The 13,475-nt window shown below is 36.1% G+C and carries 13 protein-coding genes; 11 read left to right on the top strand and 2 right to left on the bottom strand.

The genetic code is table 11. The features are described from left to right. Nucleotides 1–1,438 precede the first annotated feature (1,438 nt). The 5 genes from BM383_RS16520 to BM383_RS16500 all read left to right on the top strand — a co-directional run bounded on the left by BM383_RS16520 (nucleotide 1,439) and on the right by BM383_RS16500 (nucleotide 5,579). Nucleotides 1,439–2,029, top strand: coding sequence for a CHAP domain-containing protein (locus BM383_RS16520; RefSeq protein ID WP_245766611.1), 591 nt, complete (start codon nucleotides 1,439–1,441; stop codon nucleotides 2,027–2,029). Between the two features lie 150 nt (nucleotides 2,030–2,179). Next, the gene (locus BM383_RS16515) at nucleotides 2,180–2,746 is read left to right on the top strand and encodes a Crp/Fnr family transcriptional regulator (RefSeq protein WP_093026256.1); all 567 of its coding nucleotides are present in this window, start codon (nucleotides 2,180–2,182) and stop codon (nucleotides 2,744–2,746) included. A 53-nt stretch (nucleotides 2,747–2,799) separates the two neighbouring features. After that, complete coding sequence (locus tag BM383_RS16510) at nucleotides 2,800–3,255, top strand: DoxX family protein (RefSeq protein ID WP_093026255.1); 456 nt, start codon at nucleotides 2,800–2,802, stop codon at nucleotides 3,253–3,255. Between the two features lie 267 nt (nucleotides 3,256–3,522). Then, the gene (locus BM383_RS16505; RefSeq protein WP_093026254.1) at nucleotides 3,523–4,521 is read left to right on the top strand and encodes a DUF1852 domain-containing protein; all 999 of its coding nucleotides are present in this window, start codon (nucleotides 3,523–3,525) and stop codon (nucleotides 4,519–4,521) included. 23 nt (nucleotides 4,522–4,544) lie between these two features. Next, nucleotides 4,545–5,579, top strand: a complete 1,035-nt coding sequence (locus BM383_RS16500) for a methionine synthase (protein WP_093026253.1) — start codon at nucleotides 4,545–4,547, stop codon at nucleotides 5,577–5,579. 44 nt (nucleotides 5,580–5,623) lie between these two features. Here BM383_RS16500 and BM383_RS16495 read toward each other — a convergent pair whose 3' ends face one another. Further along, complete coding sequence (locus tag BM383_RS16495) at nucleotides 5,624–6,082, bottom strand: PDZ domain-containing protein (RefSeq protein WP_093026252.1); 459 nt, start codon at nucleotides 6,080–6,082, stop codon at nucleotides 5,624–5,626. A gap of 236 nt (nucleotides 6,083–6,318) precedes the next feature. On the opposite strand from BM383_RS16495, the gene BM383_RS16490 reads away from it, so the two are divergent. From BM383_RS16490 to BM383_RS16480, 3 genes are all read left to right on the top strand, one after another. Further along, nucleotides 6,319–7,554, top strand: a complete 1,236-nt coding sequence (locus BM383_RS16490; RefSeq protein ID WP_093026251.1) for a T9SS type A sorting domain-containing protein — start codon at nucleotides 6,319–6,321, stop codon at nucleotides 7,552–7,554. Between the two features lie 245 nt (nucleotides 7,555–7,799). Continuing rightward, nucleotides 7,800–8,357: a DUF4494 domain-containing protein gene (locus BM383_RS16485; RefSeq protein ID WP_093026250.1), complete on the top strand. Its 558-nt coding sequence runs from the start codon at nucleotides 7,800–7,802 to the stop codon at nucleotides 8,355–8,357. A 300-nt stretch (nucleotides 8,358–8,657) separates the two neighbouring features. Continuing rightward, nucleotides 8,658–9,887 carry an Nramp family divalent metal transporter gene (locus BM383_RS16480; RefSeq protein WP_093026249.1) on the top strand — a complete coding sequence of 410 codons (1,230 nt, stop codon included), beginning with the start codon at nucleotides 8,658–8,660 and terminating at the stop codon, nucleotides 9,885–9,887. 33 nt (nucleotides 9,888–9,920) lie between these two features. Here the strand turns inward: BM383_RS16480 and BM383_RS16475 are convergent, their stop codons facing one another. Beyond that, entirely contained in the window at nucleotides 9,921–10,976 is a 1,056-nt protein-coding gene (locus BM383_RS16475; RefSeq protein ID WP_093026248.1) for a flavin-containing monooxygenase, read from the bottom strand. Nucleotides 10,977–11,163: 187 nt separating this feature from the next. Between BM383_RS16475 and pxpA the strand changes: the two genes are divergently transcribed. From pxpA to BM383_RS16460, 3 genes are read left to right on the top strand one after another with little or no spacing between them, the layout of a single operon-like run. Then, nucleotides 11,164–11,904: a 5-oxoprolinase subunit PxpA gene (pxpA, locus tag BM383_RS16470; protein ID WP_093026247.1), complete on the top strand. Its 741-nt coding sequence runs from the start codon at nucleotides 11,164–11,166 to the stop codon at nucleotides 11,902–11,904. After that, nucleotides 11,897–12,628, top strand: coding sequence for a 5-oxoprolinase subunit PxpB (pxpB, locus tag BM383_RS16465; RefSeq protein ID WP_093026261.1), 732 nt, complete (start codon nucleotides 11,897–11,899; stop codon nucleotides 12,626–12,628). Before pxpA ends, pxpB begins: the two co-directional genes overlap by 8 nt. Then, nucleotides 12,621–13,475: a 5-oxoprolinase subunit C family protein gene (locus BM383_RS16460; RefSeq protein ID WP_093026246.1), complete on the top strand. Its 855-nt coding sequence runs from the start codon at nucleotides 12,621–12,623 to the stop codon at nucleotides 13,473–13,475. The genes pxpB and BM383_RS16460 overlap by 8 nt, the downstream gene beginning before the upstream one ends.

Genomic DNA, 13,475 nt, shown 5'->3' with positions numbered 1-13,475 from the left:
CTACCATTAACAACATCATGCTCCATAGCGCATTAAGAACCATTTTCGTTTGGTCCTTCGTACCCTTCCAGCAAATAGTACTACTATGACCGCTGCTGACTTCTCCGCTATGCCAACTCGTAGCTGCGGAGACCTCCCCAGGTAAGAACATCTTCTTTCTTTCGATTCCTGCCATATCTACTACTTCGGTGCTTATCTATATAGGATATTTGGGACTTCGCAGTTATGTGCCTACTCATCCGACCTCATAGCCTCGGTATATGGTTCGTGTTCCTCAGTACCGAAATTTGTAGTCTCGCTTCTTTCAGTCCTAGCTTCACAACTAGCAACCTTGCGACTTACTAATGGTTCAAGGCGTTACCCCTGCCCATAAGGGACTTGCACCCTCAAGATTAATATTATATCTTCGATATAATAAAGATGCCCATGCTGGGCACACACAATGGCTATACCCAATAAGGGGTTCATTGCGAAACTGAAAGAATGGTTATCATAGCAAGTCCGCCAAATCGTTGATTTGGCTATTAAAAATGAATAAACTAATAACAAAATACAACGCTTTGGCTCAGTGCAAACCGAAAGGTTTATACTTCGAAATCCCTTACTGGGCATAGCCGGGTCGTTTTACAGCATTTGATTAAAAGACAGTACATATTTACATTTTTAGGATTAGTGATATTTGTTTCTTGTAAATCCTTTATAAATCCTTATTCTGAAAAGGATGATTTTATGGAATTTAAAGGCGGAAGATTTGGTTATGAATATCTGACTTTAAAAATCTATTCTGATTCGACTTATTATTTCGACAGATGGACTCATAATCGAGTTTCGGTCAAAGATTTTGGCAAATGGAATATGCAGAACGACACTTTAAATTTAAACTCTACGAAATCTTTAACTGGAAGTTGGTTCCAGAAACGTAAATCAAAAAAGAAATACTTTGTGAATGTAAAATTTTCAATCAAAAATGACACACTGAAATTATATTTGAATTCAAATACTGAAAATGAACTTTACAGAACAAATTAACGGAATGAATATGAATTAAAACTAAACACAACGCCTATAACCGTTGAACAACTGAAAACATTCGGGATGACGGAAGATAGGTGTGAATGAGTGCTTACTTTTAAAACGACTACCAGCTTTTACTGAATACTGATTACTTATAAAAGCTTACAGCTGTCAGCTAATAGCTATTAGCTTTAGAGGAGAAACACTGTCCCTCTATACAATTTCAAACCCTGAGATGGTTGTTTTTATTAATTGAGAGTTTGGTTGTGGAAAGTTGTATATTGGTGGGGACTAATACCTATTTTCTGAAAAGCTCATGACCGTAAGTTTAAATCAAGTTTTGATAATTTGTATGAGTGTTTTTTGTGAAGGATTATAGGGATGAATTGTAGATCTTAAAAACAAGTCATTAAATACATTGAAATTGAAACGTTGGATATTTATTGGTAGTATACTGCTCATTTTTGGTGTAGCAGGAGTTTGGATGTGTAAGAATTTCAACTTTAATTCAGACTATGAAATAGGGCAACAAATTGATGCATTAAACGGAGTGAAAGTATATTACAATGGCGGAGTTTCAAATGTTACAGAAAGGAATACAACTTCAGAAGGGTACAATTTAGGATTGAAATATCAGTGTGTAGAATTTGTAAAAAGGTATTATTACAAACATCTAAACCATAAAATGCCTGATAGCTACGGAAACGCAAAAGACTTCTTTGATATGTCGGTAAAAGATGGGCAACAAAACAAGCAGAGAGGTTTAACACAGTATACCAATCTAAGTAAGGCAAAACCACAAGTGAATGATTTACTCATTTTTAATGGGACTATCTTTAATAAGTACGGACATGTTGCTATTATTTCGGAAGTAACCGATACTGAAATAGAAATTGTTCAACAAAATCCCGGGCAATTTGGAAGCTCTAGAGAACATTACAAACTCTTAAACGAACAAGGAAAATGGCAGATTGATAATGCTAGCATATTAGGTTGGTTAAGAAAAGAGAAATAAGTTCTATTTTCTGTACCGATGTTATCAAGTTATAAAAGTCTTGTTTTTAGAAAAATCAAGCTTGGTTATTGAAAGTTGCATCCTAGTGGATAATTAAAAATGGATTTATGTATTTTAAACTATTTTTGACGTATGTAAAACTTAGAACCAATGGATCAAATAAAAGCTTATTTTAAACAGCTGGTAGCCATCAATACTAAAGATTGGGAACTATTTTCTTCTAAGCTTCAGCAATGTGTACACCCCAAAAAAACTACGCTTTTATCTGTTGGACAAACAGAACAGTATCTATCATTTATTGAAAAAGGTTCCGTACGGCTTTTTATTCCAAAGTTGGAACAAGATGTAACCTTTGGTTTTTGTTTTGAACATCAGTTTGTTTGTGCGTATGATTCGTTTTTAACTCAGTCACCTTGCAATTATCAACTCGAAACATTGTCGGATACTGTGCTATGGCGTATATCTTATGAAGACCTGCAAGAGGTTTATTCATTATCTGAAATAGGTAATACCATTGGAAGAATTACTGCTGAAAATTTATTTCTACTAAAATCAGAACGGGAACTATCTCTTTTAAATCAAACCGCTGAGGAACGCTATGTTGCACTTTTTCAAAAAAGACCTCAGCTATTCAAAGAAGTACCGCTAAAATATATAGCATCTTACATAGGCGTAACACCACAGGCATTGAGTAGAATACGAAAACGAATTTCTTAACCTAAGTTCATTGTTTGAAGGACGAAATGTGTGCAATTTTGTAAGAAAAAAAAATGAAACCATTATTCGTCTTACTTATTGCAACCCTCATAGCAGTCACCGTTTATAAACTTGTTAATGGAACTTACAATTTGCCTTTAGCTGCTAGCATTGGAATGTCTATAATGTTACTCTTTACAGCCATGGGACATTTTATGTTTACAAAAGGAATGGCCATGATGATTCCAGACTTTATACCATACAAAGCAGCTTTGGTGTACGTTACTGCCTTCATAGAATTATGTGGAGCTATTGCGTTACACATATCTTCCTTTCAAAAAGTAACCGCTTGGTTGCTGATCTTTTTCTTCATCATGATGTTACCTGCAAACATTTATGCTGCCTTGAAACATGTGGACTACCAAAATGCTACTTATACCGGAAATGGATTGAACTATTTATGGTTTAGAATTCCGTTACAATTTGTATATATCGCATGGGTATATCTATCTTCCATCACGTATCATTAAGAGATTGAATGTATATGCATGTTGTTTTGTTATAGCATACATCTATTTTACTTGCATTTGATACAGATAAATTTTCTTTATTCGACATACATCAGTACCTGAAAAAGGTAATATTTCTTTGAAATCTATTCTTACAGCTAAATATTCTTAATTTTAAATATTGTACGATAAATTACTCTTTTATTTTGAGATTTGCAGTGATAAAAAATTGTTCATAAGAGCTAAACGATCTTATGAGATGCTATCATTACAAATCAAATAAAAGTCATGAAAAATACTACGGACACCCTTCAAGATTATTTTGAATTTACCATAAAGACACTCTCTTTTGACGAAGATTATGTGCCCTCTAGCAGTACACGTACTACAACTAATTTTGCAAATTTGGCAAGAGGAGCGAGGCGTCAGGAAAATCTGCACAACACCCTTACAATGATCAACAATCGTTTTAATTCATTGGCAAATTGGGACAATCCTGATCAAGATCGCTATCAGGTTGAGTTGGAAATTATTTCTGTGGATCTCAATATGCACGATAACAGAGCAACATTTCCTGCAATCGAAGTTTTAAAAACGCACATACTGGATCATAAATCAGGTAAGCGCATCGAAGGGATTGTGGGTAATAACTTTTCATCCTACGTACGGGATTATGATTTTAGTGTTTTGCTTTCGGAACATAACAAAGGTAAAGCTGATTTTAGTATTCCTGATGATTTTGGAAGCTTGCACGGTACGATCTTTAAGCGTTTTGTTTCCTCAGAAACGTATAAGAAGCATTTTGCTAAACCACCTGTGATTTGTTTGAGTGTTTCGCACAATAAAATCTACCAGCGTACAGGCAATCACCATCCTATTCTTGGGTATGAATATCAAGTGAATGAAGCTTCTTTAACCGAATCCTATTTCAAAAAAATGGGCTTGCAAGTACGGTATTTTATGCCGCGACACAGCGTAGCGCCGCTCACTTTTTACTTTTTTGGGGACCTACTTACAGATTATACCAATCTTGAATTAATAAGTACCATCAGTACGATGGAAACCTTTCAAAAAATTTATAGACCTGAGATTTACAATGCCAATTCGGTGGCGGGATCTTGCTTTAAACCCAGTTTAAAAAACCCAGATCATTCGCTCACCAAGATCGAATATGACCGGGAAGAACGCAGTCAGCTAGCCATTGAACAAGGAAAATTCACCGAAGAGCATTTTATAAAACCGTATAAGCATGTGCTGGAGCAGTGGTCTGCAAATTACGCACACTAATCAATTCAATTAACTACTTTATTATGAAAAACATTTTACCAACATCAACCGTTGGAAGTTTACCTAAACCTGCCTGGCTTGCGCCACCCGAAAAACTTTGGTCTCCCTGGAAATTAGAAGGTGATCAATTATTAGAAGGCAAACAAGATGCCCTGCGTATTTCGTTACAAGAACAGCATTTATCAGGAATTGATATTATTAGTGATGGTGAGCAAACACGCCAGCATTTTGTAACCACTTTTATAGAACATTTGAGTGGCGTAGATTTTAAAAATCGAAAGACGGTAAAAATCCGTGACCGGTACGAAGCCAGTGTCCCGGTTGTCGTGGATGAAGTGGCGGGGCAAAAAGCAGTATTTGTTGAAGATGCTCAGTTTCTACGCAAACAGACCAGCCAACCTATAAAATGGGCACTTCCGGGGCCTATGACTATGGTAGACACCTTGTACGATGACCATTATAAAAGCCGTGAAAAATTGGCTTGGGAATTTGCCAAAGCCCTGAATGAAGAAGCCAAAGCGCTACAAGAGGCAGGAGTAGATATTATACAGTTTGATGAGCCGGCGTTTAATGTGTTTTTTGATGATGTGAATGATTGGGGGATGGCGGCATTAGAACGTGCCATCGAAGGATTACACTGTGAGACTGCCATACATATTTGTTATGGCTACGGAATAAAAGCGAATAATGATTGGAAAAAAACCTTGGGTTCAGAATGGCGGCAATACGAAGAAATATTCCCGAAAATTCAAACCTCGAATATTGATATCGTGTCTTTAGAATGCCATAATTCACACGTGCCACTTGAGCTCATGGAGCTTATTCGCGGTAAGAAAGTGATGGTCGGGGCTATAGATGTAGCCACGAATACCATAGAAACGCCAGAAGAAGTAGCCCAAACGCTGCGTAAAGCACTTGAGTTTGTAGCTATTGAAAATCTATATCCGTCAACCAATTGCGGAATGGCACCACTATCTCGCGAAGTAGCCCGCGGAAAGTTAAGTGCCTTAAGTGCTGGAGCAGCACTTGTACGTAAAGAGCTTGGAGGTGTTTTGTAAGCGGTTTAAATATACTTTACGTAGCTAAAGAAAGATAGATACTTTTACCGTTTTAACACAGGTTTCCATTTAAATTTAATCGTTACGTATTTCTCTTTTCTTTTTACTTTGAGACGTACTTTCTGATTCTTTTTGATGTTTTTAATGAATTCTGCTAAGTGTAATTCTTTAATTGACACATCATTTACAGCTACGATAAGATCATCTTCTCTTAGTCCAGCTTTTAGAGCTGGACTATCTTCATAGGCAAATGAAAGAATCCAAGAAGAGGTATCATCAGGATTTTCCTTAAAACCATTAGATTTAAAAATATGTTTATATTTTTTTTGATAGTTTTCAGCAGGTTTAAGTCCCAAAAACTGATGTTTAGGGTCTATCACAATAGTAAACTTCTCTAAAATGTTATTGCCTAAAATTCCTAAATAATTAGGATTGGATAGGGAGCCTTTTTGGTCTGTTGAAATTGATAACGGAATACCCTCTAACGTAAATGATCCCACCATTAATTTTTGAGCAAAAAACAGTGTATCTAGTAGCCTAGTAAAATTTGGAAACTAAAGGTTTTATATCTATAAGATTTATCATGAATAACTCAAACGTATTCTTACTCTGGTATGCTATAAAAATAGTAACTTGCAATACATTTAAGTGCCCATTATTTTTCTTTGAGTGCAACACTTTTGGAGTTGGCTCAAAACACACCTAATGATGATTTTAATAACCTATTAATATATTTTTTATGAAAAAACATTACGCATTGTTATGTATGCTACTGCCAATATTCACTTTCGCTCAGTTGACTGTCCATACAGTTGATGTGATCACCAATGATCTTGTTTATGACAGTACCACAGATAGAATTTATGCTTCCATTCCTAGTGCTAATGGTGCCAACGGAAATAGTATTGGCATTATCAATCCGCACACTTACACGTTAGAAAATACTATTTTTATAGGAAGCGAGCCTACTGTGTTAGCAATTTCTGATAACGGACAATATCTATATGCAGGCTTTAGCGGTTCTTCTACCGTTAGAAGGTTTGATATTGCCACTCAAACTTCAGGCTTTCAGTTTGGTTTAGGTTCCGATTCTTCAGGTTCTTTTTATGTGGAAGACATTGAAGTAATGCCAGGAGAGGCCACAACAATTGCAGTATCCAGACGTAACGTTGGCTATTCTCCTAAACATGAAGGTGTAGCCATTTATGATAATGGAGTGATGCGCACAAATACAACTCCCAGCCATACAGGAAGCAATAGAATTGAGTTTTCTTCGAGCAGTACTTTAATTGGCTACAACAATGAAACTACCGAATATGGCATCCGAAACATGGTTATTAATAATGAAGGTGTGAGTGTAAGTGCTACTAACCAAAGTGTACTTACAGGTTTTTATTTAGATTTTAGTTATTATGATCATCACATGTATGCTACTAACGGAAAAATTATAGATGTTACCAACACTCCTTTTGTAATAGGTACGTTTTCTAATGTAAGCGGACCAGGCGTGTATGATACTTCTGCTAGCCTTGTATGCTATGCTTCCTATGATTTTGCAGGGAATATAACTTTTCAACGTTTTAACCCTGACACCTTTTTATTAGCAGATAGTTTGCCTATAACCGAAACCTCTGGCGATGTTGCTAGCATTATCACCTGTGGATCTGGTTGTTATGCTTTTAATAGCGAAAATGGTAAAGTAGTTATTATCCAAGACACTACTATGGGATTGGCTACTACAACCAGCCCTACACAACTCCGCGTATATCCGAATCCAACTACTGATTACTTTCAAATTGAAAGTAGTACTAATGTTGAACGCGTATGGGTGTACGACTTAACAGGTAGATTGGTTTCTGAATATGCCGGACAAACAGAACGCATGTTTGTAGGTAACTTAAGTGCAGGAAACTATGTAGTAAAAGTAATGGATGACCACCAACATGTAAGTACTCAAAAACTGATTAAAAAATAAATTTTGTTTAAGAATGTATTGTCCTCTCTAAATCCTTCTTGATATCAACTTGAAGATTGTTAACTTCATAAACAAATTAAGAAGAAAGAGCGCATCTTTAAAATAAAGTATGCTATAGATTCATTAACTTCTTCATCATAAATCATTTAAAAAAATCTCTTGGAATTTGTGAATATCTATTGTCGATATTCACTTGCAAGGGTGACGTGAAACTGTATTTTTGCCGCTCTAAAAATTGAAATCTTATGAGTGCAACTTGGTTTGAATGCAAAGTAAAATATAAAAAGATAGACGAAGCTTCCGGAGCTAGAAAAGTAAAAACAGAACCTTTTTTGGTAGATGCTATTTCCTATACTGAAGCAGAAAAGCGCATTACCGAAGAAATGTCGGTTTATTTGAGTGAAGGTGAAGATATTATGATCACTAATATAAAAGTTGCCAACTACGCTGAAATTCATCCATTTGAAAATTCAGATCGCTGGTTCAAGTCTAAAGTAGCATTGATCGCCTATGATGAAGAAAGTGGGAAAGAGCGCAAAACCAATCAGTATTTATTAGTACAAGGAAACGATATCAAAGACGCCTTTGAACACACCGTACACGTAATGAAAGATACCATGGGCGAATACAGTATTCCTGCCATTTCGGAATCTCCTATTATGGATGTATTTCCTTATTTTTCTGGGGAAGAAGATGATGTAAAACGTATGGAAGAGTTTATGCGTCTTAAAGATTCTGTTCCAGTGCAAAATACCGAAAACGAAGCATTAGCAAACGAAGATGCCTTAATAGAAGTATCTTAAACTGTTATATATATTATTTTTAAAGCCGCTTATTGCGGCTTTTTTATTGTTCTTAGAAATAGGTGTCCTTCAGTATAAACTTCTAGCTAAAAGAAACCCAATAGAAGTTCTTGCATCAACACATAGGCTTAAAATAAACATCTAATAAAAATTTCTTTAGACCTTATCCATTCATAGCAGTTTGAAGCTCTTTTTCCGAAGTTATTTCAGAAATTCATCTTTATGGAAATTCATCAGCCACTTTAATACCTCTCAACTAAATCTCTTATATTTAGCTACTCAATTTATCCGCAGTATTTCATGAAGTTTAAAAAATGGTTTGAACAATTAGGTCCGGGCACGTTGGTTGCTGCCGCTTTTATTGGTCCTGGTACGGTAACCGTTTGTACTCTGGCGGGTGTTCATTTTGGTATGGCGCTTTTGTGGGCATTGTTATTATCAACTTTAGCAACCATTGCTTTACAAGAAATGACAGCCAGATTAGGAATTCTAACTCAAAAAGGACTGGCAGAAGTGCTTCGAGATACCATTCAGCAGCCAATTTTAAAAATAATGATCACATTTTTGATATTAGCGGCAATTGTTGTTGGTAATGCGTCTTATGAAGCAGGAAACATAAGTGGTGGTATCTTGGGACTAGAAACTTTATTAGGCGTCTGGATTTATGATATTGGAGGTATTCATTTCAATATGATGAGTATGGTTATCGGAGTCATTGCATTTATACTTTTATACATAGGCAATTATAAGTTTTTAGAGCGTGCTTTGGTTGGATTGGTATTGCTTATGAGTAGCTCATTTGTTCTTGCTGCAATACTCACCAAACCAAATTTATTCGAAATAGTAAAAGGTGCATTCTTACCCAAAGTACCTTCCGGAAGTTTACTCACCATTGTTGGATTGATAGGAACTACTGTAGTGCCCTATAATTTATTTTTACATGCCTCATTGGTCAAAGAAAAATGGACTTCGGCAAACGAACTTTCTATTGCCCGAAAGGATACTGTTATTTCCATTGGTTTAGGAGGATTGGTTTCCATGAGCATCTTAATTGCTGCTGTTGCCATTCCGTCTAACGATATTACCAATGCGGCCGATCTTGCGGAAAGTTTAACGCCTGTTTATGGGCATTTTGCGAAGTACTTTTTAGGTATTGGCCTATTTGCTGCCGGAATTACCTCGGCTATTACAGCACCGCTCGCTGCAGCCTATGTTGCTAATGGTTGCTTAGGGTGGAAAGCTTCACTACAATCAAAACGCTTTAGAGCTGTTTGGATATTTATCCTTGCGACAGGTGTTCTTTTTGCTGCAATTGGATTTAAACCTATTGAAATCATCAAATTTGCGCAAATAGCTAATGGCATTTTACTTCCGTTAATTGTGGGTATCTTGTTATGGATCATGAATCATAAAACCCTGTTGGGAAAATACAGTAATTCCAAGTTCAAAAATGCAGTAGGCATTGTTATTTTGATCATCAGTATATTTTTGGGAGTAAAGAGTATCATTGCGGTCTTTGGGTTGTTATAATCAATTATTAACTAAAACCACACTACAAAACTTCTAGGACTCTTTAGCTATGTAATCAGCTAGGTATTTAGCATCTTTAGCAACACCTCCCAAAGTAGCAGAAGCTCGGGTGTACATCCAGGGTAATCCTATGAAATACAATCCTTTTAAGTTGCTAACTCCTCTGTAATTTTTTGGATACTGATCGGTATCCAATTCTAAGCCTTCGATCCAATTAAAATCGGGTCGGTAACCAGTAGCCCAAACAATATTCTTTATGGTATGAATCTTATTCTTTTCAAAAATTAATTCGTTTCCAGAAGCGTCTTTTGTACGCCCCACAGCTATCACATTCTCTCTGGATAGAATTTCTTTGACATCTGTACCAATAACTGGTTGAACCGTTTTACTAATCTTTTTCCCCAACCAGCTATACTTGCTTACTGATAGTAAGCCTAATTTTGTAAACCACCACCAAAGCGTTTTGCCTAATAATTGTTGTGGTAACGATTTAACAGTGGTATCTCCAGAGAAATAAACCGTTCTAGAACCGCCTTCTGAAAGCTCTTTTAAAATCTGATATCCTGAATCGCCACCGCCTACTACCAAAGCATCACCACTTTGTAACTGATGCAAACCCTTGTAATAGTTACTATGCATTTGCAAAACATCCTTTGCTATTTTTTTATGACATGGAGGCGTATAGGGCGTATGAAAAGGTCCGGTAGCTACAATTACTTGGTTGGCTAGGATTTGTCCGTCTGCAAATGTGATCACAAAATGATTATCTTCTTTATGTACAGCAGTTACCAAGGTGTTTAATTGTATTGGGAACTCAAAAGTCTCGACATAGGTTTTAAAATAATTGGCCACTTCGTACTTAGACGGATAATGTCCTTTAGGCGCTTCAAAAGGTAAACCCGGTAAATGATTGTATTCGGTAGGTGTAAAGAGTTTAAGAGAATCCCATCGGTTTAACCACGAAGCACCAATTTCCTGTTCGCCATCGAGTATGATAAACTCTTTTTGAAGTTTTTTTAAATGATAGGCCATAGCCAATCCGGCCTGAGCCCCTCCAATAATTACAAAATCGTATACCTTTTTGTCCATTCCCTTTATTTCAACGTATTCACTACAAAAGTACTAACTTATTTGAATAAAAGTAATCTATACTGTTTCAGTTATTTAGAGTATAAAGTGATAAAATGAAACCAACTAGAAATATGAAACGCCCACTTCTTTTAGTTGCATATCTCAGTCAATTTATGTATTGTTAGGATACTCTTTAATTATATGTATGAAACAACAACTTGATCTCAATTGTGATGTAGGAGAAGGTGTAAACAATGAAGCTTCGCTAATGCCTTACATATCTTCTTGCAATATTTCTTGTGGTGCGCATGCTGGCGACGTAGCAACTATAGATTCTGTATTGCAATTGGCCGTTGAAAACCAAGTAAAAATAGGAGCACACCCTTCGTACCCAGATCGAGCAAATTTTGGTAGAGTTGTAATGGATATTTCTCCAAATGCGTTAAAAGAAAGTTTATTAGCCCAACTAACACTATTTCAAGAACGGCTGGCCAAAATACCCAATGCTACACTACATCATGTAAAAGCTCATGGAGCTTTGTATAACGCTTCTGCGAAGAATACAACTATTGCGGAGACAATTGTGAATGTTGTTCAAAAAGCATGTCCGGATGTTTCATTATACGTTCCGTTTGGTTCTGTTATCGCAACTATAGCAAAGGAAGCCGGAATACGCATATCTTACGAGATTTTTGCTGATAGAAATTATCAAGATGATTTACAACTGGTTCCAAGATCACAAGAAAATGCGATTATTACCCATACTGAAGATGTTGCAAATCATGTTGCTAAAATGGTTCTGGAAGGAAATGTACAAACCTTATCAGGAAAACTGATTCCCATTCAGGCAGACACCTGTTGTGTACATGGTGATAATGAAGCAGCCATTGCCATTGTAAAAGAATTGCACCAATTATTAATTCAAAAAGGAATTGAAATTGTTTAAAGAACTTACGTATAAAGCATTTGGAGACAAAGCTATTTTAATTGAATGGCCGGTTAAAATTGATCCTGAAATTCTGGAAGATATCATTCAGTTGAAATCAAAAATTGAATCCGAATTATCTTCCGAAATAGAAGAGGTTGTAATAGCTTACAACTCAATCACGATCATTTTTAAGTGTTCAATTAACCATTTAGATGAAACTATTGAAGTATTTAAAAATCTGCACCTTTCAGAATCAAAAATAAATCATCATATAAAAAGTCTTTGGAAAATACCAGTTTGTTATGACACCACTTTTGGCCTCGATTTAGAGGTGCTTTCTGAAACACTTCAGCTTTCAAAAGAAGAAATTATAACACTTCATACGCAGCCACAATACACGGTTTATTTTATAGGTTTTCTGCCTGGTTTCTTGTATTTAGGCGGATTAGATGAACGCTTAACGATGCCTAGAAAAGCTACTCCAAGATTGCAGGTTGAGCAAGGAAGTGTAGCTATTGGCGGATCGCAAACCGGAATTTATCCTATGGAAAGCGCAGGCGGATGGAACCTAATAGGTAAAACTCCAGTTCCTTTTTTTGATAGCTCAAAAGACAATCCTTGTTTTGCAAAATCAGGAGATACTATTCAATTTGTTCCAATTTCCATGAAAGAATATAAAAAGATTTGCTTGGAGGTAGAAGCAGGTGTGTACGAACTTGAAAATACCTTGTTACATGATTAAAATTTTAAAAGCATCTTTTGGATTGAGTATTCAAGATTTGGGACGTACAAATCATAGAACTATTGGCGTGCCTGTTTCAGGAGTTATGGATAGGTATTCCATGAAACTTTCTAATTTAATTTTGAACAATCAGGAAACAGATGCGGTTTTAGAAATTACGTTTGGCGGTTGCCAATTACAATTTGAAGAAGCTTGCCAAATAGCCATTACCGGAGCTGATTTTAGTCCCACACTTGACGGAGAACCCGTTTCCATGAATTCAGCTTTGAATGTACCAAAAGGAGCTATTTTAAAATTTGGAAAAAGATTGTTTGGGGTTCGTACGTATGTAGCCGTAGAACAAGGTTTTCAAACCGAAAAAGTCTTGGAAAGTCGTAGTATGTATAAGGGAATTACGCCCTTTACTACTTCAGAGAAAGAAACAATTCTTCATGCAAAATCAAATCAAACTAAAGAAAGAACTTCCAACTCAGCTATTAAAGTTCCTGAAAAGCATTTTACATCAACCTCTATTACTTGTTTTAAAGGGCCGGAATTTGATGAATTAAATGATCTACAAAAGCAGCAATTACTAGAAACCAAATTCACAATTAGTGCCAATAACAGTAGAATGGGCTATCAGTTGGAAGAATTGCTTCCAAACGACTTTCCTTCTATGCTTACTTCGGCAGTTTTACCAGGAACGGTTCAGCTTACTCCTTCAGGAAAATTAATTGTGTTGATGCGTGATTGCCAAGTAACCGGTGGTTATCCCAGAGTTTTACAGCTCACCGATACTGCAATTAATCAATTAGCGCAAAAAACAACGGGAGATAAGTTTTCTTTTGATATTCAAAATAATATATGA

The sequence above is a fragment of the Pustulibacterium marinum genome, from assembly GCF_900116665.1.
GTDB lineage: Bacteria > Bacteroidota > Bacteroidia > Flavobacteriales > Flavobacteriaceae > Pustulibacterium > Pustulibacterium marinum.
Note: the sequence above shows the minus strand (reverse complement) of the source record. Positions and strands in the feature narration are given on the sequence as shown.